The organism is Polynucleobacter sp. JS-JIR-II-c23 (assembly GCF_035011225.1).
Lineage (GTDB): Bacteria > Pseudomonadota > Gammaproteobacteria > Burkholderiales > Burkholderiaceae > Polynucleobacter.
The window spans coordinates 607140-632957 of record NZ_JAYGQT010000001.1; the positions used below are offsets into that span (position 1 = coordinate 607140).

The following is a 25818-nucleotide window of genomic DNA, read 5'->3' on the forward strand; positions in this document are numbered from 1 at the left end:
ATACAATTATTTGATACCCATAGGTATCAAATAGCTATAAATATGAATGATCGATTTTTTGATCAAAGAAAAACGCCACCCATCTGGGTGGCGTTTGACTGTTACAGACTTAAAAATGGTGGAACCGGCGGGAATCGAACCCGCGTCCGCAAATCCTCCACAACAAGTTCTACATACTTAGTCATATCATTTAATTTAGCCAGCTAGGCACAGATTGACACGTTCCACGCTGACGATTCACTAAGTTTTCGAATCATTCCCCGTGACATGAAATGATCTTATCTCTTGTAAATGACCCTGATCTAGCTTGCGCTAGCTGACCCAAGAGAGAATCAGTTCAGGGGCAACCGCAATTAAGCGGCTAGTGCGAAACGTTCGTCGTTTGCAGTTAAAACATTCCCATTGATTTACGAGATAACGGGTCCTCGGTATGCCCTTGATGCTTTGTAACCCACGTCGAAACCATGTCGGTCCCAGATTGCATGCATTGGTACTGCCTATTTTAAAGCCGGTAGCTTTAAATTGTTGAATATCTTTTATTCCCTATTGGGAAAGATGATTTGCAGTAGCTCGAGAGGCTTATTGACGATGTAATCGGCCCCCCAAGCCTCTGGAGGCTCTTTACAGCCACAGTAGCCATAAGCGGCTGCGACAGTCTTCATTCCCGCTGCTTTGCCTGCTAGAACATCTCTAATGTCATCGCCTACATAAAGTGATTTTGTAGGATCTACTTTAGCTATTCTGGCGGCGTGCAAGATCGGCTCAGGATGGGGTTTTGAATACGGCGTTGTATCACCAGAAACGGTAGAAATGGCTCGTTGGCGCAAACCCATTAATTCAGTAAGAGGGTTGGTAAAGCGCTCACTTTTATTCGTAACAATGCCCCAGGGGAGATTGGCTTGATCCATTTGATCGAGTAAATGGCTCATGTCATCGAATAATTTACTCTCTACCAGCAATGCTTTTTCATAATTACTGAAAAATTCATCGCGCAATAGGATGAAATCCGCATGATCAGGGCTAATGCCAAATGCGCCTTCGAGTAATCCGCGAGCACCAGCCGATGCATAGGGGCGCAGAAATTCATAAGGCTTAGGCGCAAGATTGCGTGCAACTAGCAATTGATTAGTTGCCGCTACTAAATCAGGTGCGGTATCAGCTAAGGTGCCATCTAAATCAAAAAAGATTCCGGCGTAAGGGCTCGAAAGAGTGCTCACTATTGCATTACTTTCTGACGGCAATCATGTAATTCACATCGACATCATCATTCAGGCTATAGACCTGAGTGAGTGGGTTGTAGCTAAGGCCTTTCATGCCCAGCATCTCTAAACCCGCATGACGTGTAAAGGCAACAAGCTCAGAAGGTTTGATGAATTTAGCGTATTCGTGAGTACCTCTAGGAAGTAACTTCAGAATGTATTCAGCACCAATAATGGCAAATAAGTAGGATTTAGGACTGCGGTTGAGGGTGCTAAAAAATAACGTGCCACCAGGCTTACAAAGTTTGGCGCAAGCGCGCACCACTGACGCTGGGTCCGGCACGTGTTCAAGCATCTCCATGCAGGTCACTAGGTCATACTGTTCAGGTTGCTCATCGGCGAGCGCTTCTGCGGAGATGGAGCGATAAGTAAGGTTTGCACCCACTTCCAATGCATGCAATTCAGCTACTTTGAGAGCTTTTTCAGATAAATCGATGCCCGTAGTATCTGCGCCTGATTGGGACATGGATTCTGCCAAGATGCCACCACCGCAACCAATATCAACCACCTTCTTACCTTCCAAGCTAACAAAGGACTTAATCCAGTTCAGGCGCAGTGGGTTGATGGCATGCAGGGGTTTGAATTCGCTATTAGGATCCCACCAACGATGGGCTAGGGCGCTAAATTTGGCGATTTCTGACTGGTCGACGTTCATATAAATGGGCTAATGGTGAGGCTATTGAAGAAGTCTATGAATATAGCGGAAATAAAAAAGCCCGCTAGAAGCGGGCTTTTTTACAAGTAAAGTGAATTACTTAGCTGCTGTACCAACAACTTCGATGTCAGTACGGCGGTTCTTAGCGCGGCCTTCAGCAGTTGCGTTTGATGCAACTGGATTGCTCTTGCCTTTAGATTCTGTGTAGATACGGCTACCGTCAACACCCTTGCTTACAAGGTATGTCTTAACAGATTGCGCACGACGCTGACCGAGGGCCATGTTGTATGCATCTGTACCAACGCTGTCAGTGTTACCAACAGCGATGATTACTTCTAACTTGATCTTGCTCAAATCAGCAGCGATCTTGTCCAAAGTAGCTTTACCTTCTGGTTTCAAGTCAGACTTGTTGAAGTCATAAAGTGTGTCAGCTTGCAAAGTGATTTTGCTTTGGCTAACGCCAGAAGCAGCAGCAGCAGTCAAAGCACCGTCACAACCTTTAGCTGCAGTAGCAGGAGTCCAGTTGTTATCGCGCCAGCACAATGTGCCATCGCCGTTTTTCCAGTTTAGGGCGCCATCGCCGTTTTGCCAGTTATCAGAAGCCATTGCTGCAGTAGCAGAAACAGTAATAACAGAAGCGAGCAACACTCTTAGGGTTTTGTTCATTTTTAGTCCTCAAAAATCTCTTTTTTAATTAAAGTCAAACTTAAATGTAATTCGCCCTACCTTGATGCAAAAACTGCAAAGCGACACATCTCAATTTCGTACAAACTGACAGAATCTTAGCATAGGGCCTACCTGTCATCAAAATGATATTATTTCTAGATGGAACAAGCCGCTAAAGAAACACTACCAATATCCCTCGAAGACGAAATGCGGCGGTCCTATTTGGACTACGCAATGAGCGTCATCGTCGGCAGAGCCCTGCCAGACGTGCGTGATGGCCTCAAACCGGTTCACCGCCGGGTCTTATTCGCAATGTATGAATTAAACAACGATTGGAACCGGGCTTACAAAAAATCTGCCCGTATAGTTGGCGATGTAATCGGTAAATACCATCCGCACGGTGATTCTGCGGTGTATGACACGATCGTTCGAATGGCCCAAGATTTCTCTCTGCGCTATATGCTGGTTGACGGGCAGGGCAACTTTGGCTCCGTAGACGGCGATAACGCTGCTGCAATGCGATATACCGAGATCCGCCTCCGCAAGATAGCTCATGAGCTTCTGGCCGATTTGGACAAGGAAACGGTCGATTTTGGGCCAAATTACGACGGTAGCGAGAAGGAGCCCCTGATTCTGCCGGCCAAAGTGCCTAATTTGCTCATAAATGGCAGTTCTGGCATTGCTGTGGGTATGGCGACCAATATCCCTCCCCATAACCTGGATGAGGTGATTACAGCCTGTTTGCACGTGCTCCACAACCCAGAATGCACGATTGATGAGCTGATTGAGATTATTCCAGCCCCAGATTTCCCGACTGCCGGCATCATTTATGGCGTTCAAGGCGTTCGCGAGGGCTATCGCACTGGCCGCGGCCGTGTGGTTATGCGCGCTAAGACTCACTTTGAAGATTTAGATAAGGGCGCGCGTCAAGCCATCATCGTTGATGAATTGCCATATCAAGTAAACAAGAAGAACTTGCTCGAGCGTATCGCTGAGTTAGTGAATGAGAAAAAGGTAGAAGGCATTTCTGATTTGCGTGATGAGTCAGATAAATCCGGTATGCGCGTTGTGATTGAACTCAAGCGCGGTGAAGTGCCCGAAGTTGTTCTCAATAATTTGTATAAGAGCACTCAGTTGCAAGATAACTTCGGTATGAACATGGTGGCTTTGGTTGATAACCAGCCACGCTTGTTGAACTTGAAGCAAATGCTTGAGTACTTCTTGCAGCATCGTCGTGAAGTAGTGACACGTCGTACAATTTTTGAATTGCGTAAAGCACGTGATCGTGGTCATGTCTTAGAAGGTTTGGCTGTTGCCTTGGCAAACATCGATGAGTTCATTGCGCTTATTAAAGCTGCTGCGAACCCAGTGATTGCTAAGCAAGAGTTGATGGGTAAAGCTTGGGATTCATCGATGGTGCGCGAGATGTTGGCGCGTGCTGAGACCGATACCCCAGGCGGCCGCAACGCTTATCGTCCAGAAGGATTGTTGCCTGAGTACGGCATGCAAACTACTGGCTTGTATCGTTTGTCAGATAGTCAAGCACAAGAAATTTTGCAAATGCGTTTACAACGCTTGACTGGTCTTGAGCAAGACAAGATCGTCAACGAATATAAAGAAGTAATGGCAGAGATTTCTGACTTACTAGATTTGTTAGCGAAACCAGAGCGCGTTACTCAAGTGATTGAGTCTGAGTTGAAAGAAGTTCAATCTGAATTTGGTATTGCTGGTGGTGATACAGGTCGTCGTTCATTTATTGAAATGAATGCAACCGAACTCTTCACAGAAGATTTGATTACGCCGCAAGATATGGTGGTGACTCTTTCAAATACTGGTTACATGAAGAGTCAACCTCTGAGTGAATATCGCGCCCAAAAACGTGGTGGTCGCGGCAAGCAAGCTGCAGCCACTAAGAATGAAGATTGGATTGATACACTCTTCGTTGCGAACACCCATGACATTATTTTGTGCTTCTCCGATCGCGGTCGGATGTATTGGCTCAAAGTTTGGGAAGTGCCGCAAGGTAGTCGCACCTCTCGTGGCAAGCCAATCGTCAATATGTTCCCGCTGATTGAAGGCGAGAAGATCACTGTGATTCTGCCGATCAAGGGCTACCAGGATGATCATTACGTCTTTATGGCTACTAGCTTGGGCACTGTGAAGAAGACGCGCTTGTCTGACTTCTCTAACCCACGTAAGGCCGGCATTATTGCGGTTGACTTGAATGAAAATGACTTCTTAGTTGGCGCAGCGATTACTGATGGTCAGCACGATGTTATGTTGTTCTCTGACGCTGGTAAAGCAGTGCGCTTTGACGAGAATGATGTTCGTCCAATGGGTCGTACCGCACGCGGTGTGCGCGGCATGAACTTAGGCGAAGGTCATCAAGTGATCGCTATGTTGGTTGCTCCAGCAGAAGCTGCAGAAGGTGCTGAAGCGGCTGTGGTTGATGCAGACGGCATTGCAATTCCAAGTAGTGTATTGACAGCTACAGAGAATGGTTACGGTAAGCGTACGCCAATCGCTGAATACACACGTCATGGTCGCGGCACGAAGGGCATGATTGCTATTCAGACTTCGGAGCGTAACGGTAAGGTAGTAGCGGCTGCATTGGTATCTCCAGAAGATCAAATTATGTTGATCACTACTGGTGGCATCTTGGTCCGCACGCGTGTTTCTGAAATTCGTGAGATGGGTCGCGCTACTCAAGGTGTTACTTTGATTAACGTAGATGAAGGTACGCGTTTATCTGGCTTGCAGCGTATTGCTGAAAGCGATTCAGATGGCGAAGCTGATGACGCAGAAGAAGGTGATGTATCTGCAGATCCAGCAACCGACTCTAATGACGATACGGCAGGTGACGCTTAAGCGTCACCTCTAGACTAGAGCACACCATGACTTTTGACCGCCGCATATTCAATTTCGCTGCGGGGCCTGCTACTTTGCCAGAAGAGGTGTTGAAGCAGGCTGCCGATGAAATGCTCAATTGGCGTGGACTCGGAACTAGCGTGATGGAGATTAGTCATCGCAGTAAAGAGTTCATGGAAGTGTATGAAGAGGTGATTCAAGATCTTCGTACGTTGATGAATATTCCCGATACTTATGAGATCTTGCTTTTGCAAGGTGGCGGCTTAGGTCAAAACGCTGCTATCCCAATGAACCTCATGCCTTTAGCCAAGAATGGACCAAAGGCGGATTACATTGTTACTGGCGTATGGTCAGAAAAATCTTATAAAGAGGCGCAGAAGTACGGCACTGCAAATTTAGTTGCCTCTTCAGCCGCAGAAAAATTCAATACGATTCCCGCAAGATCAACTTGGAAGTTATCAAGTGATGCTGCTTATGTTCTTTACTGCGCCAATGAAACTATTGGCGGTGTTGAGTTTCCGGATGTGCCGGATGTTGGTGATATTCCCTTAGTTGCAGATATTTCTAGCAACATCCTTTCTAAAGAGATGGACGTGAATCAATGCGCTGTTTGGTTTGGTGGCGCGCAAAAGAATATTGGCCCATCTGGTGTCACGATTGTGATTGTGCGTAAGGATTTGTTAGGCAAGAGCATGTCTATCACCCCAACGATTTGGGATTGGTCTGTACAGGCTAATACCCAATCCATGATTAATACGCCGCCGACATTCTCGATCTATTTGGCTGGCTTAGGATTTAAGTGGCTACTCAAGCAAGGTGGTGTGAAAGCCATCGAAAAGCGTAATCAAGAAAAAGCGGATTTGCTCTATAGCTTCTTGGATCAAAGCAGTTTGTATGAAAATCGTGTCTCAAAAGAATATCGCTCACGTATGAACGTGACTTTCTTCTTAAAAGATGAGAGCCTGAACGCAGAGTTTTTGGCGCAATCGAATGCGGCTGGTTTGGTTGCCTTGCGTGGCCATAAAGCTGCTGGCGGTATGCGTGCCAGCATCTATAACGCCATGCCCATTGAGGGCGTAAAAGCCTTAATTGAATTTATGCGTGATTTTGAAAGGCGGGCTTAATGAGTACTGAAGAACAGCGCTTAGCTCCCTTGCGGGAAAAAATTGACGCATTGGATGCGCAAATTTTAGATTTGCTGACTCAACGTGCAAAAGCTGCGCAGGAAGTTGGCCATGTCAAAGGTGGTTTCTCATCACCAGTATTTCGTCCTGAGCGTGAGCGCCAAGTGGTTGCTCGCCTACAAGAAATTAATAAAGGCCCTCTGCTTCCAGACGGCATTGCTGCCATTTGGCGTGAAGTGATGTCTGCATGCAGAGCTCTAGAAGCTCGCCAAACAATTGCTTATCTTGGCCCAGTGGGAACATTTTCTGAGCAAGCGGCTCAAACGTATTTTGGCCACTCGATTGCTGGCTTGCCTTGCGCAAGCTTAGATGAAGTCTTTAGGTCGGTAGAGAAGGGCGCGGCGCAATTTGGCGTTGTGCCTGTTGAAAACTCTAGCGAAGGTGCTATCTCACGCACTTTAGATTTATTGCTCGACTCTTCTATGCGCATTAGTGGTGAAGTAGTGTTGCCAATTCGCCATCACCTACTCACTAAGAGTGGTAACTTGGATGGCGTAACAACTGTCTGCGCTCATGCTCAAGCGCTGGCGCAATGTCAGCAATGGTTAAGCGTACATGCACCGCAATTAAAGCGCCAAGCCGTCAGTAGCAATGCAGAAGCAGCTCGTATGGCTGCTGCCGATCCTACTTTGGCTGCAATTGCTGGCGATCCTGCTCAAGAAGCATATGGCCTACAAGCGGTAGCTGCACAGATTCAGGATGATCCGCATAATCGCACCCGTTTTGTTGTAGTCGGCAACTACGCCTGCCAGCCAACCGGTAAAGATCAGACCTCTTTGGTGCTCTCTGTTGATAACCAGCCTGGTGCCGTCCATCGTTTATTGGCGCCTTTGGCAAAGCATGGCGTCTCCATGAATCGCTTTGAATCTCGTCCTGCACGAAAGGGTACTTGGGAGTATCACTTCTACATTGATATTGCTGGTCATGCAGATGATGCGAAAGTAGTGAAGGCGCTTGAAGAGCTAAAGGGGGTTGCAGCTTTCTATAAGAACCTTGGCTCTTACCCTCACTCTGCTTAATCAAAGATTAACTGTAACTAACTACGTATTAGTAATTAAATTAGTAAAGCTCGAATGACTTCTAAGATTGGCTTAAAACATATTCATGCGATCGCCCCTTATGTCGGTGGTCGCCCTATCAGCGAAGTTGCGCGTGAGTATGGCCTTGATGAAAATAAAATTGTGAAGCTAGCTTCCAATGAAAATCCATTGGGTATGCCAAAGTCCGCGCAAGATGCCATGCTTAAGGCTGCGGGTGACTTAGGTCGCTACCCAGATTCCAATGGATTTGAGTTAAAGAATGTCTTAGCCGATCGATTAGGTGTGCCAACAGATTGGATCACCTTGGGTAATGGCAGTAACGATATTTTGGAATTGGCTGCTCGCGCAGTGGCGCAAGCGGGCGATGAAGTGATCTTCTCAAAGCATGCCTTTGCTGTTTATCCCTTAGCCACTCAGGCTGTTGGCGCTAAGGCAATTGAAGTGTACGCTACGGATATTTATGGTCACGATCTACCAGCCATGTTGGCGGCAATTAAAGCGTCCGGCGATAAAGCCAAGTTGGTGTTTGTGGCTAACCCCAATAATCCTACTGGTAGTTATTTGACAGCTAAAGAGATTGAAGACTTTTTAGTTGCAGTTCCATCAAATGTAGTTGTTGTGCTCGATGAAGCCTATAACGAGTACCTCACGCCTGAGCAACGTTACGATGCCATTGCTTGGGTCAAGCGCTTCCCTAATATGATTTTGTCGCGCAGCTTCTCCAAGGCTTATGGTTTAGCCGGTCTGCGCATTGGTTATGGGGTTGCACAACCCCACTTAACTGATCTTCTGAATCGTATTCGTCAGCCGTTTAACGTGAATAGCCTGGCGCAGGCTGCTGCTATTGCAGCCTTTCAGGACAAAGATTTTTTGCAGCAAGGTTTTGAGCTCAATCGCGCCGGCTATGCCCAGCTCACCAAAGCTTTTGATGAACTAGCTTTGCGCTATCTGCCATCTGCAGGCAACTTTGTTCTTGTCAAAGTGGGTGATGATGACCAAGCTGGTGCTCGTATCAATTTGGAATTACTTAAGCGCGGCATTATTGTTCGCCCAGTAGGTAACTACGGCTTGCCACAATGGTTGCGTGTCTCGATTGGTTTGCCAGAAGAAAATGCAGCATTCATTGATGCTTTAAAACAAATACTTTCCTAATGACCATCATTAATCCAGCAAGTAATTACGGCACTGTCACCATTGTTGGTGTTGGTTTGATCGGTGCCTCTTTGGGTTTAGCGCTCAAGCAAGCTGGCGTAGTAACTCAGGTTTTAGGCGTTGGTCGTAGCAAAGAAAATTTAGAGCAAGCGCAAAAGATGGGTGCGATTGATGGTGTGGTGGATTTGGTTGAGGCCGCTAAGCAATCTGATGTCATCGTGCTTTGCGTGCCTGTAGCGCAAATGCGCACCGCCTTTGAGGTGATGGAGCCACATCTTGAGCCTCGCACTATGGTTACTGATGCTGGCAGCACTAAAGGCGATGTGATTTTGGCTGCCAAGGAAGTGTTAGGTAAAAAGGCATGTCAATTTGTGCCGGCTCATCCGATTGCAGGCGGTGCTCAGCACGGGGCCAGTGCTGCTAAGGCAGATTTATTTAAAGGTAAGCAAACTATTATTTGCCCTTTACAAGAAAATTCACCTGAAGATACGGCTTTGATTACTGGTTTTTGGGAATCCGTTGGTTCTGAAGTGAAAAAGATTGGCGTTGTACAGCACGATGCAATATATGCAGCTGTTTCGCATCTGCCTCATATCTTGTCTTATGCCTTAATGGCTAGCGTAGTGAATTCTGAAGACGCTGATCAAAAGCTTAGTCATGTAGGTGCTGGCTTTAAAGATTTCACACGCATTGCTGCATCCAGCCCAGAGATGTGGCGCGACATTTGCTTAGGTAATCGCACTGCAATTCTGAAAGAGTTAGATCAGTATCTGTTGATTGTGAGTCACATGCGTAAACTGATTGCTGAGAACGATGGCCCTGGATTAGAAAAATTATTCAATAAGGCGAGTAAAGCGCGTCAAGATTTGGATGTACTTTGATGAGCGGTTTGCCAGATCTTAGTATTGGTCCATTCAAGCGAGCCCAGGGCTCGATTGTTTTGCCGGGGTCTAAAAGTATTTCGAATCGGGCATTGCTGCTTGCAGCCCTTTCCAGCGGCACAACCACCCTCAAGAATTTATTAGATGCAGATGACACTCAAGTCATGCGCAGTGCTTTGCGTCAATTAGGATTGACCGTTACCGATCAACCTAATCAAGTATGCGTAGTCGAGGGTTGTGGTGGTAAGTTTCCGGTGCAGGAGGCGGACCTCTTTATGGGTAATGCTGGTACGGCGATGCGTCCATTAACCGCAGCTTTAGCAATGCAGGGTGGTAACCATCGTTTATCTGGTGTTGCCCGCATGCATGAGCGACCAATTCGGGATTTAGTGGATGGTTTGCGTCAAGTGGGCGCGAAGATCGACTATGAATTACAAGAAGGCTATCCCCCGATCAGAATATCCGCTGCAGCGATTCAGATTAAAGATGTCGTTAAAGTGCGCGGCGATGTATCAAGCCAATTTTTAACCGCATTGCTCATGGCTTTGCCTTTGGTTGCGATAGAGCCGGTACGTATTGAAGTAATTGGTGAGCTTATCTCACGTCCGTATATCGATATCACTCTGAAGTTAATGGCACGTTTTGGCGTCACAGTTGCTTGCCCTGATATGCAATCATTCATCATCCCAGCAAAAACATCAGACGCTGTGTACAAAAGTCCAGGTCAGCTATCGGTAGAGGGTGATGCCTCTTCAGCTTCGTACTTCTTAGCCCTTGGCGCTATAGGTGGCGGCCCGGTGCGGGTGTTGGGTGTAGGTAATGACAGTATTCAAGGTGATGTGGCTTTTGCTGATGCGCTTGCGCTGATGGGCGCCAGGATCAATGCCGGTGAAGATTGGATTGAAGTATCTGGTGTGAAAAATGCCAATGGCAAGCTTAATGGCATCACCATTGATTGCACTGAAATTCCTGATGCTGCGATGACCTTGGCTGTTGCTGCTTTGTTTGCAGAGGGCTCAACGCGTTTAACTAATATTGCTAGCTGGCGTGTTAAAGAGACGGATCGCATTGCGGCGATGGCAAAAGAATTGAAAAAAATTGGTGCAATCGTTGAAGAAGGTGCTGACTACATTGTTGTGCAAGCTCCTGCATCACCCAGTAACTGGAAGTCTCCGATTGAAGGTATTGATACCTATGATGACCATCGCATGGCTATGTGTTTCTCACTTGCTGCATTTGGCCCAAATGCGCTCAAGATTAATGATCCCAATTGCGTCGCAAAAACCTTCCCGACGTACTTCACGGAGTTTGCAAAGGTAGTGAACTAAGCTCATGAGCTCTTTTCCAGTCATTGCTATTGATGGTCCAACCGCTTCGGGCAAAGGTACTGTCGCCTCTCTCGTTGCAGAAAAGCTGGGCTTTCATTATTTGGATAGTGGCGCCCTCTATCGCTTGGTTGCATTAGCTAGCGAAAAACAGGGAATTGACGTTAAAAATGGCTCAGAATTAGGGCTTTTGGTTCCTAAGTTATTGATTTCATTTAAAAATGGGCGAATTTTACTTAATGGCGAGGATGTCACAGACGCTATTCGCACAGAAAGTATGGGTTTAAGGGCCTCCGCTTTAGCTATCTACCCTGAGGTGAGGTCCGCTTTGGTGGGCCTACAGCGCAGTTTTCGCCAATCTCCAGGGCTGGTGGCCGATGGCAGGGATATGGCAAGTGTCATATTCCCAGATGCCGTTTTGAAGGTTTTCTTGACTGCAACGGCCGCTGCCAGAGCTGAGCGTCGCTATAAGCAATTGATAGCTAAGGGAATTCCTGCTAAACTTGAGGACTTGCTGCAAGATTTGCAGGAGCGCGATGCCAGAGACAGTAGTCGAGGTACCGCACCCTTGTTAGTTGCAGATGGTGCAAAAGTGCTTGAAACATCAGATTTATCTATAGATCAAGCAGTTAAGACGGTTTTAGATTGGTATCAATCGACAATCGCCTAGTTTGTATGTAGTAGGCTGTACGCAGTAGTTTTTGGTGTCTTAAGAAACTCCACAACGCGACTTTTCATTAGCGTGTTTCTTGAAGACTTTTTTAACCTAACCCGTCAGGCCTTCTGGCGGCACAAAGTGAATACACATGTCTGAATCATTTGCAGAACTATTTGAAGAATCATTAACCCGATCGAATATGAAGACCGGCCAAGTTATTTCGGCTGAAGTTCTCCGCATCGACCATAACTTCGTCGTTGTTAACGCTGGCTTAAAGTCTGAAGCGTTTATTCCTGTTGAAGAATTCCATAACGACGCTGGCGAGATTGAAGTAGCTCCTGGCGATTTCGTTTCTGTTGCTATTGACGCTCTTGAGAACGGCTATGGCGACACAATCCTTTCCCGTGACAAAGCGAAACGCTTGGCATCATGGATGAACTTGGAAAAAGCTCTCGAGCAAGCTGAGATCGTTACCGGTACTGTTACTGGTAAGGTTAAAGGCGGCTTGACTGTAATGGTTAACGGTATCCGCGCATTCTTGCCTGGATCACTCGTTGATACACGTCCAATCAAAGACACCAGCCCTTACGAAGGTAAGACGATGGAGTTCAAGGTTATTAAGCTTGACCGTAAACGTAACAACGTAGTGTTGTCACGTCGTGCTGTTGTTGAAGCTAGCCAAGGTGAAGAGCGTGCTAAGTTGATGTCTAACCTTAAAGAAGGCGCAGTGGTTACTGGCCTCGTTAAGAACATCACTGATTACGGCGCATTCGTTGACCTCGGTGGTATCGATGGCCTCTTGCACATCACTGACTTGGCATGGCGTCGTGTGCGTCACCCAAGCGAGATGTTGACTGTTGGTCAAGAAGTTACCGCTAAGATTTTGAAGTTCGATCAAGAGAAGAACCGTGTTTCACTCGGCGTGAAACAACTTGGTGATGATCCATGGGTTGGTATCGCTCGTCGTTACCCACCGAACACCCGTTTATTCGGTAAGGTAACTAACTTGACTGATTACGGCGCATTCGTTGAAATCGAATCTGGTATCGAAGGTTTGGTACACGTTTCTGAAATGGACTGGACTAACAAGAACGTTGCTCCAAGCAAAGCTACTGCATTAGGAACCGAAGTTGAAGTAATGGTTCTGGATATTGATGAAGACAAGCGTCGTATTAGCTTGGGCATCAAGCAGTGCAAAGCTAATCCATGGGAAGAGTTCTCACGTGCCCAACAAAAAGGCGATAAGTTAACTGGCGCAATCAAGTCTATTACTGACTTTGGTGTGTTCATTGGTTTGCCTGGCGGTATCGACGGCTTAGTTCACCTCTCAGACCTCTCATGGAATGAGCCAGGCGAAGAAGCTGTTAAGAAATACAAAAAAGGTGATGAAGTTGAAGCCACTGTATTGGCAATTGATGTTGAGAAAGAGCGTATCTCTCTCGGTATTAAGCAATTGTCTGGCGACCCATTCAACAACTACACATCTGTCAGCGACAAGGGTAGCCTCGTTACTGGTACTGTGAAAGCGGTTGATGCTAAGGGTGCAACAATTCACTTGGCTGATGAAGTTGAAGCTTACTTACGTGCTTCTGAGATCTCAACCGATCGCGTTGAAGATGCACGTAATGTATTGAAAGAAGGCGACAGCGTTACTGCAATGATCATTAATATTGATCGTAAGTCACGCGTTATCAATCTTTCAATCAAAGCAAAAGACAGCTCTGATCAACAAGATGCAATGAGCAAGCTCCAAGGTGATGCGCAGTCTGGCACAACCAATTTGGGTGCTTTGTTAAAAGCAAAATTGGATAATCAAGGCTAAATCAATATCGCCGCTTTCCATTAGGAGAGCGGCGATTTTTTATTGATAGATCATGACAGATCAAGAGCAACAAGCAATCACCCGCTCCGAACTAGTGGAGAGCCTCGCGGAACAGTTTCCGCAGCTTCTGCCTAGGGATGTGGAGTTGGCGGTAAAAACTTTGCTGGACACAATGACTCATGCTTTGGCTGAGGGCAAGCGTATCGAGTTGCGCGGCGTGGGTAGCTTCGTGCTTCACCATCGTCCTGCACGCACTGGTCGCAATCCAAAGTCTGGTGAGAAAGTATTGATTCCAGAAAAACGCGTTCCCCACTTTAAGCCTGGCAAAGAGTTGCGTGAGCGAGTAGATTACAAGCCGTTGAAGCAGGCGGGCCCCAAAGAGGGTTCTGGTGCCTAAGATTCAGGCTCAACCTCAGTGGTCCATTCGGGCCATTTTTTTATTTAAATTCTGCACGCTATGATTCAGATAGCTACTCCTTGGTTGCTCCTGCTGCCAGTAATGTTTGGTATCGGCTGGTTAGCGGCCCGCTGGGACTTGCGTCTTGAAAATCGTATGGATGAGCGTGAGCGCATGCGTCAGCAGCGCTCTACCTTTAAAGGCTTGAGTCTTTTGCTCAATGAGCAACCTGATCAAGCGATTGAAACCTTAGTCAAAATTGCCCAGTTAGATCCAGAGACTATTGAATTGCATTTCTCATTAGGTAATTTATTTCGCCGTCGTGGTGAGACAGAGCGTGCTATTCGCATTCATCAACACCTTGCTAATCGTGATGACCTAAAGCCCCGCGATCGTGACCACGCTGCCTATGAGTTGGGCCGTGACTTTTTGCGGGCAGGTTTGCTTGACCGCGCAGAAGCCTCCCTAAATCGGGTCGGCGATGGCAAGTATGCTGAGCCTGCAAAAGAAAGCTTGTTAGAGATGTATCAAATTGAGCATGATTGGAAAAAAGCCATCATTGCTGCAAGCGAACTTGAAGGGCTCCAAGGTAAATCGCACCATACTGAAATCGCTCAATTTCACTGTGAGCTTGGTCAAGAAGCCTTGCGTCGCAAAGACTTGGTTGAGGCGGAGCAATCCATACAACGCGCCCTTCAGGCTGTACCGAATCATGCACGTGCTTTGATTTTGCAAGGCGATTACTTAATGGCAATAGATCGACCAGCTCAAGCGATTGAGGCTTGGAGTGTGATTGCTAGTTCTCACCCCGCTTATATGCATTTGTTAGCCGATCGTTGGATGCTTGCTCACGCAGCAATTAATAAAGAGGGCGCTGGTTTAGATCGCCTCTGCGAATTGCTAAAAACTCAGGCTACTGGTGAGTTGCTCGATATCGTGCACAAGCATCTGATGAAAATTCGGGGTCCACAGGCAGCAAATGCGATGTTGTCTGATGTGATGCAGCATTCACCAACCCTGATTGCCTTGTCCAAGATGGCTGAAACTCGTCTTGCATTAGAAGAGGGTAGCGCCAGCCCAGAAAGACTGTTGGAGTTACAGTCCATTTTGAATCTTTTGCGTCAACGTACCACTAGCTTGGCTCGCTATACATGCGGCAATTGCGGCTTTAGAGCAAGAAGGTTTTATTGGCAATGCCCCGGTTGTAATCATTGGGAGGCATACTCTCCAAGACGTAGTGAAGGTGCCGCACCAAGCGGCCCTTCTATGTAAATTAATTAATCCGTCATGATTTCAATATGTAATGATGTATTCAAATAAAAGCTTAATGGAGATCAATTGAAAGTCACCATCATCGGTAGCGGTTACGTAGGTCTGGTTACAGGCGCATGCTTAGCTGAGCAGGGTAATAATGTCTTTTGCGTTGACGTCGATTCCAAAAAGATCGATATTCTCAACTCTGGCGGAGTGCCCATTTATGAGCCAGGCCTAAAAGAGATGATTGAGCGCAACAGAGCTGCTGGCCGTTTACAGTTCTCTACTGATATTGCAGCCTCAGTTGCTCATGGTGAAATTCAGTTCATCGCGGTAGGTACGCCTCCCGATGAAGATGGCTCAGCTGATTTGCAATACGTAGTAGCAGCCGCGCGCAATATTGGTCGCCATATGACTACCCCTAAAGTGATTGTCGATAAGTCCACTGTGCCAGTAGGTACTGCCGATAAAGTTCAATCAGCCATAACTGAAGAGCTAGAAAAAAGAAACTTATCTCCAGAACTGTGTTCAGTAGTCTCTAACCCTGAGTTCCTTAAAGAGGGCGCTGCAGTAGAAGACTTTATGCGCCCAGATCGTATTGTGATTGGCACTGAAAGTACTCCCGCAGGATTGCATGCCAAAGAGCAGATGCGCAAGCTCTACGCCCCCTTTAATCGTCACCATGAGCGTACCTACTACATGGATGTCAAAAGTGCGGAGCTCACGAAATACGCTGCTAATGCAATGTTAGCGACCCGTATCTCCTTTATGAATGAGTTAGCCAACTTGGCTGACTTAGTAGGCGCTGATATTGAAGCAGTGCGTCAAGGTATTGGTTCAGACTCACGCATAGGCTATGGCTTTTTATATTCCGGTACCGGCTATGGCGGCTCTTGCTTTCCAAAAGACGTGTCTGCCTTATCCAAGACTGCTAAAGAACATGGCAGGGACCTGAAGATCCTCGATGCCGTAGAAGCCGTCAATGAACTGCAAAAGTACATCTTGGTCGAAAAGATCGAAAAGCGCTTTGGTAAAGACCTCAAGGGTATGAAGTTTGCACTGTGGGGTTTAGCCTTTAAACCCAATACCGACGATATGCGCGAAGCACCTAGTCGTGTGATCATTCAAGAATTGGTTAAACGCGGCGCTCAAGTGGTGGCCCATGACCCAGTAGCTATGCCAGAAGCAGGGCATGCGCTAGAAGTAGACTTTAAGGGCAACCCAACAGGTCTTGCCCAAGTGTCGATGACCGATGACCCCATGAGCGCCTTAAATGATGCCGATGCCCTAGTGATTGTGACCGAGTGGAAAGCCTTTAGAAGCCCAGACTTTGAGCAAGTGATGGAAAAACTCAAGCGCCCAGTGATCTTTGATGGCCGCAACCTCTATGAGCCAGCTTCTATGCAAGAATTAGGTATTGAGTACCATGGCATTGGTAGACATAATTAAAGTAGACGCAAATGGAAAAAGCAAACCGCGAACAGTTTTCTAAAGCCCACCTTCTAGTGGTGGGTGATGTCATGCTCGATCGCTATTGGTTTGGCGATACTAATCGTATTTCTCCTGAGGCACCTGTGCCGGTGGTGCAGGTAGGCAAGATTGATGAGCGTCTAGGCGGTGCTGCCAACGTAGCTCGTAACGTAGCCGCACTAGACGCTAAAGCAACTATTCTCGGTATTGTTGGTAATGATGAACCTGGCAAGCGTGTAGTTGAGCTATTAAAAGCCGGTGGTGTGGATAGTCAATTAGAAATTGATGCAGATGTTCCCACCATTGTGAAACTCCGTGTAATTGCTCGTCAGCAACAACTCATTCGCTTGGACTTCGAAGAAACCCCCAGTGCAAAAGCGCTTGCGCATAAATTAGAGCGTTTTGAAAAACTCGTTGGTGCTGCTGACGTAGTCATACTTTCTGATTACGGCAAAGGCGCATTGGGCCAAGTAGCTCATATGATTGAGCAGGCTAGAGCGCAAAACAAAATGATCTTGGTTGATCCTAAGGGTGAAGACTATGAGAAGTATCGTGGCGCCACTGTTTTAACGCCCAACCGTAGTGAATTACGTCAAGTGGTTGGTCAGTGGACAAGTGAAGAAGATTTGACTAAGAGGGCTCAAGACCTTAGAAAGTCTCTTGACTTACAAGCCTTGCTCCTAACGCGTTCCGAGGATGGAATGAGCCTGTATACCGAATCCGGGGTGAGCCATGTTAAAGCGCAGGCGCGTGAAGTTTTTGATGTCTCTGGTGCTGGCGATACTGTGATTGCAACATTGGCTGTAGCCTTAGCTGCGAAGTGGCCTTTAGAAAAAGCCATGGCACTTGCAAATCGTGCAGGTGGCATCGTTGTTGGTAAGCTGGGAACTGCAACCGTTACTTCAGAGGAATTACAGTGACTATTATCGTAACCGGCGCAGCTGGATTTATTGGCGCCAATATTGTTCAAGCGCTCAATGCGCGTGGCGAGAAAAATATCATTGCAGTGGACGATCTTCGTCCTGCCGATAAGTATCGCAATCTCGCCGATTTGGACATCATTGATTACCTCGATAAGGATGAGTTTCTAGAGGCATTTAGAAGTGGTCGTTTTGGTAAGGTTAAGGCAGTATTTCATGAGGGTGCTTGCTCTGACACCATGGAGACTGATGGTATTTTCATGATGGCGAATAACTATCGCTACACCATGGATTTATTGGATATCTGTACTGAGCAAAAAGTACAACTCCTCTATGCTTCTTCTGCTGCAACTTATGGAGGCTCAGACGTATTTGTAGAAAGTCGTGAGCATGAGAAGCCTCTTAATATTTATGGCTACTCTAAGTTCTTATTTGATCAAGTCATGCGTAAGCGCTTTGCTGAAAAAGCAAATACAGCGCAGGTTGTTGGCTTTCGTTACTTTAATGTTTATGGCCCTCGTGAGTCACATAAAGGTCGTATGGCTTCAGTTGCCTTTCATCAATATCACCAATACAAAGCCAATGGTCATGTAAAGCTGTTTGGTGAGTACGGTGGTTATGCACCTGGTGAGCAAAGTCGCGACTTTGTATCTGTTGAGGATGTAGTTAAAGTAAACCTCTTCTTCCTGGATCATCCAGAAATCAGTGGCATCTTCAATTTAGGTAGCGGTCGCGCACAGCCTTTTAATGATGTAGCGCATGCCGTAGCTAACTCTATGCGTAAGTTAGATAAAGCGGCGCCTGCAACTCTACAAGAGCTAGTCAAAGAAAAAGCCATTGAGTACATTCCATTTCCGGATGCGCTCAAAGGTAAATATCAATGCTTTACACAAGCTGATCTCACCAAGCTCAGAGCGGCTGGCTATACGGAACCCTTCCTCAATGTGGAGCAGGGTGTAGGAAAATATATCGAGTGGTTGGAGGCCAATGCTGGTTTTCTGGCTAACCCCTTGTAAGTCAGTCAACAAAAGTAGTTTCTCTTCGTTGTAAACGATCCACGCGCACTTTGTGTCCGTGGATTTTTTATTTACTACAGGAGAGAAGATGATCAAAAATTTAACTTTGGGTAAAGTTCAGACTTTAGTTAGAGCTATAGCACTAGCATTAACTGTATTGGTATTGGGTTCTGGGGCGGCTTACGCTTCACCTATTAATGTCAATACTGCCACTCAAACGGAGCTTGAGAGCATTAAGGGTATTGGCCCTGCTAAGGCAAAAACCATTATTGCTGAACGTTTGGATGGCGGTCATTTTCAGGATGCCAATGATCTGCAGAAGCGGGTTCGTGGCATTGGTATGAAATCAGTCGAAAAAATGGTGGATAACGGTTTAACTATTGAAGCCCCTAGCTCCTTTCGGGAGCCTAATGGCCGCACGAAGAAAGAGGGCGGAGCATCTGGCCGACGCCATTCTCGTAATCAAGCTAGTCCTCGCAATCAGCAGGAGCGTTCGGGATCGGGTCGCAGAAATTAAACCCTTCCGAGTGTAAGGCGGCTTATGGCTAAAATGGCTTTATGAGCAAACCTTCCTACCTTACCATTTCGCAGACTGTTGGCAATACGCCTTTAGTTCGTTTGCAGCGTATTCCTGGTTTAGAAAACGAGAATCGCAATAATGTGATCTTGGGTAAGTTGGAAGGAAATAATCCAGCCGGGTCGGTGAAGGACCGACCTGCGCTGTCGATGATCTCACGCGCACAAGAGCGCGGTGAGATTAAACCTGGCGATACATTGATTGAGGCAACCAGCGGTAATACGGGCATTGCTTTAGCAATGACCGCAGCGATGCTTGGCTACAAAATGATTTTAGTCATGCCAGAAAATCAAAGTATTGAACGTCGTCAAAGTATGGCGGCTTATGGTGCTGAATTAATATTGACCGCAGCCTCTGGCGGTATGGAATTTGCTAGAGATTATGCCTTGCAACTGCAAAGAGAAGGTCGCGGCAGATTACTTGATCAGTTTGCCAACCCTGACAATCCGAGAGCACATATAGAAACTACTGGACCAGAAATTTGGCGAGATACTGATGGGCAGATCACCCATTTCATATCCGCCATGGGTACCACTGGAACCATTACGGGAGTCTCCACTTATCTGAAGTCCATGAATCCTGCGATTCAGATTATTGGTGCACAACCAGAAGAGGGCTCACAGATCCCTGGTATTCGGAAGTGGGCACCCGAGTACCTGCCCAAGATTTATCAAGGCGATAAGGTGGATCTGATTGAGTATGTTTCGCAAGCGGATGCAGAGGAGATGGCCCGTCGCTTGGCAGCAGAAGAGGGTATTTTCTGCGGTATTTCTGCTGGAGGTGCCTTGGTAGTGGCTTTGCGCATTGCCCGTCAAGTTGAAAATGCCACGATCGTCTTTATTGTCTGCGACCGTGGTGACCGCTATCTATCTACTGGTGTTTTTCCGGCTTAAGACTTTACTTTTTTCTTAGCGCTGGACTTCTTAGGCTTAGACTTTTCAGTAGCCGTTTTTGAGCCGCCAGCTTTGCTTGGGTTTTCTACTGGCACAACACTTTGGTTTTTATATCCTAGGGCTTGGGCAAACTCAGCAACACTTTGCGCATAGAAATAACTGCGGTTGTATTGCACTATCGTCAGAAAATTATTTAAGCCAACAAAATATTGCACTTGGTCTGCGCCATCTTTATCAGGATACGGTAGGTCAACGATGAAAGCCTTGCTTTGCGGCTCTACACCACCACTTTGTAGATCACCTTGTTGTTGAGTCAATATTCCCTTTTCAATGAGCTCTTTTACAGTAAATTTCAACTGCGGTTCACCATCAGCCAATGCTTTGGAAGCGCTGATGCCATTTTCTTGAACTGGAAATGAAATCGGCATACCGGGTTGCCAGCCATGTTTTTTCATGAAGTTGGCAACACTCGCAATAGCGTCCTTAGGGCTTTGCTTTAAATCAATTTGACCATCGCCGTCACCATCGACTGCAAAGCTGCGAATACTGCTGGGCATGAACTGGGGCAGACCGATGGCGCCAGCATAAGAGCTATTCTGATTTAGGCAGGCATTAAAGCGTGCGCTATTGATACCTTGACTACTATTTTTGGAGGGCGGCTTGCCACCCGCCCCAGTCCAGCACATCAGAATGAGTTCTTTGAGTTGGTCCTTGAAGAGTTGCTCACGTGCTGGTTTATTAGGGGTATCTGGGTAACTAAAGGCGAGGGTAGATAGAACGTCTTTCACCCTGAAATTACCAGTTTGGCGCCCATAGATGGTCTCGATGCCAATAATGGCCACAATAATCTCAGCTGGTACCCCTGACTCTTGCTCAACTTGGCTCAAAAAAGCTTGATTTTGATCCCAAAAGACCCTGCCAGCCTTAAGGCGTACGGGCTCAATAAAGCGTTTGCGATAAGCCAGCCAATTCTTCTTAAATGTACCCGATGGGGGTAATACCAATTTCCGAATTGAGGGAACCGTTTTAGCATCTAGGAAGCCCATTTCTAGGGCTGGGAGTGGGATTTCTTGGTTTTGGGAGACCTGGGTAAGGAGTTCGTTGAGGTTCTGGCTAAAACGCGCATCGGTAGCGGCATCGTCAGTCTGGTTTACGATGGGCTGTTGTGATTGGGTTGGCTGCGTGGGGGTGCTAGAGCACCCTGCTAACGCAAGAGCAAGCAGTAGGTAGGAGACGCGAAAGTTCATACTTAAGATATTTTTATTGGTATTGGATTTTCGAATGTTGAGCACGTTTAATTAGATTATAAAAATTACAAATTTGCTATTGAGGATTTCGAGTAATGACAACAGGATACATAACTCATCCAGACTTTCTGAAACATGAGATGGGAAGCCATCATCCAGAGTGTCCAGAGAGAATTCAGGCGATCAATGATCAACTGATTCGCAGCGGTGTTGATCAATTTTTGCATCATTTAGATGCGCCATTGGCCACTGAAGACCAATTGGAATTGGTCCATAGTCCTGACCACGTTTCTTTTGTTCGAGATCGTGCCCCAGAGAGCGGGTATTTCATGCTCGATGGTGACACCATTATGAATCCCCATACTTACAGAGCTTCACTCAGAGCTGCAGGCGCTGCTATTGCGGGCGTAGATGCTGTGATGAAGGGTGAGGTTGAGAACGTATTTTGTGCTGTAAGACCGCCAGGACATCATGCGGAGCCAACGCGTTCTATGGGATTTTGTTTATTTGATAACGTGGCGATTGCTGCGCGATATGCAATGGAAACATACGGCATTGAGCGTGTCGCCATCGTTGATTTTGATGTCCATCATGGCAACGGTACTGAAGCTGCCTTTTTCAATGACCCTAATGTCTTGATGTGTAGCTTTTTTCAACATCCTTTTTATCCCTATAGCGGCCTTGATCATGCTAACAATATGGTCAACGTACCTTTGCCTGCTGCGACTCGGGGCGATGTGGTGCGCTCCATTGTGGAAGAGCAATGGCTGCCAGCTTTACGTAATTTTGAGCCTGAGCTCGTGATTATTTCAGCAGGGTTTGATGCCCATCGCGAAGATGATTTAGGTCAGATGGGCTTGGTGGAGGATGACTATGTCTGGATTACCAAACGTTTAAAAGAGATTGCTAATGAGTATGCGCAAGGACGCATTGTGAGCTGCTTAGAGGGTGGTTATAACCTCTCTGCTTTGGGCCGCAGTGTGGTGGCTCATATTAAAGCGCTAGCAGATATTTAATAAAAAATTTAGTAAAACAGAAATCGAAAGCTGAAGATGGCAAATATTTATGAACAAGGTTTGGCTCGCAATCCAGCCAACTACACCCCAATTACACCGCTCTTATTTTTAGAGCGCTCAGCAGAAATTTACCCCAATAAAACTGCCGTCATTCATGGGAAATTGCGTCAGACCTGGGCGCAAACCTATGAGCGTTGCCGTCGCTTGGCTAGCGCCTTACAAAAGCATGGTGTTGGTTTGGGTGACACGGTGGCGGTGATGTTGCCAAATACACCCCCAATGGTAGAAGCCCACTTTGGTATTCCGATGGCGGGCGCAGTTTTGAATGCTCTTAATACTCGTTTGGACGCAGAGACACTGGCCTTTATGCTGAATCATGGCGAGGCAAAGGTAGTCATCGTTGATCCTGAATTTTCAGGGGTGATGAAAAAAGCGCTTGAGATTGCTAAGAAAGATTCTGGTCGTGATTTCTTGGTGGTAGATGTTGAAGAAAAAGAGTTTGATGTTCCTGGCGAGAAGTTAGGCAAACTCACTTATGAGAAATTACTTTCCGAAGGGGATCCAAATTTTGCATGGCAAGTTCCCGCAGATGAGTGGCAAGCGATTTGCTTGAACTACACATCAGGAACTACTGGTAACCCTAAGGGTGTGGTGTATCACCATCGTGGCGCTGCAATTAATGCCGTTTCCAATGTGCTGGACTGGGATATTAATAAGCATCCCATCTACCTCTGGACTTTGCCAATGTTCCATTGCAATGGTTGGTGCTTCCCATGGACTATCGCCGCTCGCGCTGGTGTCAACGTCTGCTTGCGTCGGGTTGATGCGCAACATATTTTTGCGGCAATTAAAGAACATGGTGTGACCCACTACTGCGCAGCACCTATCGTGCATAACTTATTAGTCAATGCGCCAGACGAATTGAAGGCAGGTGTTCCTGCGGGCGTGAAGGGCTTGATTGCTGGCGCCGCACCACCTGCATCGATTATTGAGGGTATGGAAAAGTTAGGATTTGATTTAACGCACGTCTATGGTTTGACTGAAACCTATGGGCCGGCAGCTGTGTGCGTTAAACAAGAGGAGTGGAATAATGTTGATATCGGTGAGCGTGCTCGTTTAAATGCACGCCAAGGTGTGCGTTATCACATGCAACAGGCAATTGCTGTTCTTGATCCAGAAACCATGCAAGCCGTACCAGCGGATGGTGAAACCATGGGTGAAATTATGTTCAAGGGCAATATCGCCATGAAGGGATACCTGAAGAACGAAAAAGCAACCCAAGAGGCATTTGAAGGTGGCTGGTTTCACTCGGGTGATTTAGCAGTAATGAATCCAGATGGCTATGTGAAGATGAAGGACCGCAGCAAAGATATCATTATTTCTGGAGGTGAAAATATTTCCTCTGTAGAGGTTGAGGATGTACTCTATCGACACCCAGCTATTAACGCTGCTGCAGTGGTTGCTAAGCCTGATCCTAAGTGGGGTGAAACGCCTTGTGCCTTCTTGGAAATCAAACCTGGCTCAGAAGTGACTGCCGAGGAGATTATTGCCCACTGTAAAAAGCATTTAGCAGGCTTTAAGGTTCCGAGAGCCATTGTGTTCTGTGAACTACCAAAGACCTCGACTGGCAAGATTCAGAAGTTTGAGCTTCGGAAACAAGCGGGTTCAGCTACCGCAATTGATGTTTAATTTGGCAAATATTCAGGTAAAATAAAACGATCGTGCTTTTTATTGAGGGTTTATCCTCGATTTATATATTATTGGAGAGGTTTGAGGGATGAAAGTCTTAGTAGCTGTAAAACGCGTTGTAGATTACAACGTCAAAATTCGGGTGAAATCAGACAACTCTGGTGTTGATTTGGCGAACGTCAAAATGAGTATGAATCCCTTTGATGAAATCGCAGTAGAGGAAGCAGTGCGCTTAAAAGAGGCGGGTGTCGCAACTGAAGTGGTTGTAGTGACTGCAGGCGCAACCCAATGCCAAGAAACCCTACGTACCGCTTTAGCAATTGGTGCGGATCGTGCCATCCTGGTGGAGACAGATGCAGAGCTGCAACCTTTAGCAGTAGCGAAGATTCTCAAGGCGCTCTCTGATAAAGAGCAAGCGCAAATCATCATTCTTGGTAAACAAGCCATTGATGACGATAGCAATCAGACTGGCCAGATGTTGGCAAGTCTTCTCGACATTCCGCAAGCTACATTCGCATCTAAGGTGGTGATTGCGGACGGCAAGGCCACTGTGACTCGCGAAGTCGATGGCGGCTTAGAAACGATTGCACTATCTTTGCCAGCAGTGATTACCACTGACCTGCGCTTGAATGAACCACGCTATGTCACTTTGCCGAACATCATGAAGGCCAAGAAGAAAACAATTGATATCGTGAAGCCTGAAGAATTGGGTGTCGATATTGCCCCACGCCTGAAAACACTTAAAGTAGAAGAGCCGCCAAAGCGCTCTGCTGGCGTGATGGTTGCTGATGTGGCAGCCCTTGTAGAAAAACTCAAAAATGAAGCGAAGGTGATCTAAATGGCTGCACTTGTTATTGCTGAACACGACAATCAATCATTAAAAGCGGCAACCCTTAATGCTGTAGCAGCTGCTTTGCAGTGCTCTCCTGAGGTGGATGTGCTCGTTGCTGGGAGTGGTGCTGATGCTGCCGCAGCTGCCGCAGCGCAAATTGCTGGTGTGCGCAAAGTCATTCAAATTGATGCCGCTAATTTGGCTGATCAATTGGCTGAACCTTTGACTGCGCAGATTCTCTCCATTGCGAATGGCTATAGCCATATTCTCGCTCCTGCAACAGCTAATGGGAAGAATGTTTTGCCACGCGTTGCTGCTAAGTTAGATGTAGCACAGTTGTCTGACATTACCAAAGTCATCTCTGCGGATACTTTCGAGCGTCCAATTTATGCGGGCAATGCGATTGCAACCGTGCAATCCACCGATCCAGTCAAAGTGATTACTGTGCGTACTACTGGTTTTGATCCAGTTGCCGCTACTGGTGGTTCGGCTGCTGTAGAAAAAGCTGCTGCCGCTGATAGTAAGGCTTCATCATCCTTTGTTGGTCGTGAGCTGACTAAATCTGATCGTCCAGAATTGACCGCAGCCAAGATTATTGTTTCTGGTGGTCGCGGTTTGGGTTCTGGTGAAAAGTATCAGGAACTCATTGCGCCTTTGGCCGACAAGCTCGGCGCAGCTTTGGGCGCATCCCGTGCTGCGGTAGATGCGGGTTACGTTCCCAATGATTATCAAGTAGGTCAGACCGGCAAGATTGTGGCTCCTCAGCTTTACATCGCTGTAGGTATCTCGGGTGCTATCCAGCATTTGGCTGGCATGAAAGATTCCAAAGTGATCGTAGCAATCAACAAAGATCCAGAGGCGCCAATATTTGGTGTTGCTGACTATGGTCTAGTAGCGGATTTGAATACTGCTGTGCCAGAGTTAACAAAAGCACTTGGTTGAGTTGACGATTGAAGTTAAAGATTAATTAAGTATCAAACTGTATAAAGAGGAGTTG

Annotated in this window: 22 protein-coding genes, 1 other RNA gene and 1 pseudogene; 19 read left to right on the forward strand and 5 right to left on the reverse strand. The window is 46.8% G+C overall.

Annotated elements, in window-relative coordinates; all coding sequences use genetic code 11:
* Window positions 1-116 precede the first annotated feature (116 nt).
* From ssrA to ompA, 4 genes are all read right to left on the reverse strand, one after another.
* Window positions 117-475, reverse strand: a transfer-messenger RNA (tmRNA) gene (gene ssrA / locus VC159_RS03205).
* A gap of 61 nt (window positions 476-536) precedes the next feature.
* A complete protein-coding gene (locus tag VC159_RS03210) occupies window positions 537-1217 on the reverse strand; it encodes an HAD family hydrolase (RefSeq protein WP_416350422.1) in 681 nt (226 codons plus the stop codon).
* Window positions 1218-1224: 7 nt separating this feature from the next.
* On the reverse strand, window positions 1225-1914 hold the full coding sequence (gene ubiG / locus VC159_RS03215; RefSeq protein ID WP_215357925.1) for a bifunctional 2-polyprenyl-6-hydroxyphenol methylase/3-demethylubiquinol 3-O-methyltransferase UbiG: 690 nt from the start codon (window positions 1912-1914) through the stop codon (window positions 1225-1227).
* A gap of 96 nt (window positions 1915-2010) precedes the next feature.
* Window positions 2011-2580, reverse strand: coding sequence for an outer membrane protein OmpA (gene ompA / locus VC159_RS03220; protein ID WP_323472701.1), 570 nt, complete (start codon window positions 2578-2580; stop codon window positions 2011-2013).
* Window positions 2581-2739: 159 nt separating this feature from the next.
* On the opposite strand from ompA, the gene gyrA reads away from it, so the two are divergent.
* The 15 genes and pseudogenes from gyrA to cysM all read left to right on the forward strand — a co-directional run bounded on the left by gyrA (window position 2740) and on the right by cysM (window position 20037).
* A complete protein-coding gene (gene gyrA, locus VC159_RS03225; RefSeq protein WP_323472702.1) occupies window positions 2740-5448 on the forward strand; it encodes a DNA gyrase subunit A in 2709 nt (902 codons plus the stop codon).
* 26 nt (window positions 5449-5474) lie between these two features.
* Window positions 5475-6572, forward strand: a complete 1098-nt coding sequence (gene serC / locus VC159_RS03230; RefSeq protein ID WP_215357919.1) for a 3-phosphoserine/phosphohydroxythreonine transaminase — start codon at window positions 5475-5477, stop codon at window positions 6570-6572.
* The gene (gene pheA / locus VC159_RS03235; protein ID WP_323472703.1) at window positions 6572-7651 is read left to right on the forward strand and encodes a prephenate dehydratase; all 1080 of its coding nucleotides are present in this window, start codon (window positions 6572-6574) and stop codon (window positions 7649-7651) included. Before serC ends, pheA begins: the two co-directional genes overlap by 1 nt.
* A gap of 54 nt (window positions 7652-7705) precedes the next feature.
* Window positions 7706-8824, forward strand: coding sequence for a histidinol-phosphate transaminase (gene hisC / locus VC159_RS03240; protein WP_323472704.1), 1119 nt, complete (start codon window positions 7706-7708; stop codon window positions 8822-8824).
* Window positions 8824-9705: a prephenate dehydrogenase gene (locus VC159_RS03245; protein ID WP_323472705.1), complete on the forward strand. Its 882-nt coding sequence runs from the start codon at window positions 8824-8826 to the stop codon at window positions 9703-9705. Before hisC ends, VC159_RS03245 begins: the two co-directional genes overlap by 1 nt.
* 8 nt (window positions 9706-9713) lie before the next feature.
* The gene (gene aroA / locus VC159_RS03250) at window positions 9714-11033 is read left to right on the forward strand and encodes a 3-phosphoshikimate 1-carboxyvinyltransferase (RefSeq protein WP_323473554.1); all 1320 of its coding nucleotides are present in this window, start codon (window positions 9714-9716) and stop codon (window positions 11031-11033) included.
* 4 nt (window positions 11034-11037) lie between these two features.
* Window positions 11038-11700, forward strand: a complete 663-nt coding sequence (gene cmk / locus VC159_RS03255; protein ID WP_323472706.1) for a (d)CMP kinase — start codon at window positions 11038-11040, stop codon at window positions 11698-11700.
* A gap of 136 nt (window positions 11701-11836) precedes the next feature.
* Window positions 11837-13510, forward strand: a complete 1674-nt coding sequence (rpsA, locus tag VC159_RS03260) for a 30S ribosomal protein S1 (RefSeq protein WP_068324328.1) — start codon at window positions 11837-11839, stop codon at window positions 13508-13510.
* A 52-nt stretch (window positions 13511-13562) separates the two neighbouring features.
* Window positions 13563-13901 (forward strand): annotated as a pseudogene (locus VC159_RS03265) (integration host factor subunit beta); the annotation flags it as partial.
* Window positions 13902-13967: 66 nt separating this feature from the next.
* The gene (gene lapB, locus VC159_RS03270; protein WP_323472707.1) at window positions 13968-15179 is read left to right on the forward strand and encodes a lipopolysaccharide assembly protein LapB; all 1212 of its coding nucleotides are present in this window, start codon (window positions 13968-13970) and stop codon (window positions 15177-15179) included.
* 66 nt (window positions 15180-15245) lie between these two features.
* Window positions 15246-16610 carry a UDP-glucose/GDP-mannose dehydrogenase family protein gene (locus VC159_RS03275; RefSeq protein WP_323472708.1) on the forward strand — a complete coding sequence of 455 codons (1365 nt, stop codon included), beginning with the start codon at window positions 15246-15248 and terminating at the stop codon, window positions 16608-16610.
* 11 nt (window positions 16611-16621) lie between these two features.
* The gene (rfaE1, locus tag VC159_RS03280) at window positions 16622-17551 is read left to right on the forward strand and encodes a D-glycero-beta-D-manno-heptose-7-phosphate kinase (RefSeq protein ID WP_323472709.1); all 930 of its coding nucleotides are present in this window, start codon (window positions 16622-16624) and stop codon (window positions 17549-17551) included.
* Entirely contained in the window at window positions 17548-18567 is a 1020-nt protein-coding gene (gene rfaD, locus VC159_RS03285) for an ADP-glyceromanno-heptose 6-epimerase (protein WP_323472710.1), read from the forward strand. Before rfaE1 ends, rfaD begins: the two co-directional genes overlap by 4 nt.
* A gap of 88 nt (window positions 18568-18655) precedes the next feature.
* Window positions 18656-19084: a ComEA family DNA-binding protein gene (locus VC159_RS03290; protein WP_323472711.1), complete on the forward strand. Its 429-nt coding sequence runs from the start codon at window positions 18656-18658 to the stop codon at window positions 19082-19084.
* Window positions 19085-19125: 41 nt separating this feature from the next.
* A complete protein-coding gene (gene cysM / locus VC159_RS03295) occupies window positions 19126-20037 on the forward strand; it encodes a cysteine synthase CysM (RefSeq protein ID WP_215357889.1) in 912 nt (303 codons plus the stop codon).
* Here the strand turns inward: cysM and VC159_RS03300 are convergent.
* Window positions 20034-21284, reverse strand: a complete 1251-nt coding sequence (locus VC159_RS03300; protein WP_323472712.1) for a lytic murein transglycosylase — start codon at window positions 21282-21284, stop codon at window positions 20034-20036. The genes cysM and VC159_RS03300 overlap by 4 nt on opposite strands.
* Before the next feature lie 95 nt (window positions 21285-21379).
* On the opposite strand from VC159_RS03300, the gene VC159_RS03305 reads away from it, so the two are divergent.
* The 4 genes from VC159_RS03305 (at window position 21380) to VC159_RS03320 (ending at window position 25763) form a co-directional block, all read left to right on the forward strand.
* Entirely contained in the window at window positions 21380-22300 is a 921-nt protein-coding gene (locus VC159_RS03305; protein WP_072583659.1) for a histone deacetylase family protein, read from the forward strand.
* 36 nt (window positions 22301-22336) lie between these two features.
* On the forward strand, window positions 22337-23989 hold the full coding sequence (locus VC159_RS03310; RefSeq protein WP_323472713.1) for an acyl-CoA synthetase: 1653 nt from the start codon (window positions 22337-22339) through the stop codon (window positions 23987-23989).
* 88 nt (window positions 23990-24077) lie between these two features.
* Window positions 24078-24827, forward strand: coding sequence for an electron transfer flavoprotein subunit beta/FixA family protein (locus VC159_RS03315; protein ID WP_323472714.1), 750 nt, complete (start codon window positions 24078-24080; stop codon window positions 24825-24827).
* Window positions 24828-25763, forward strand: a complete 936-nt coding sequence (locus tag VC159_RS03320) for an electron transfer flavoprotein subunit alpha/FixB family protein (RefSeq protein ID WP_323472715.1) — start codon at window positions 24828-24830, stop codon at window positions 25761-25763.
* Window positions 25764-25818: the final 55 nt, after the last annotated feature.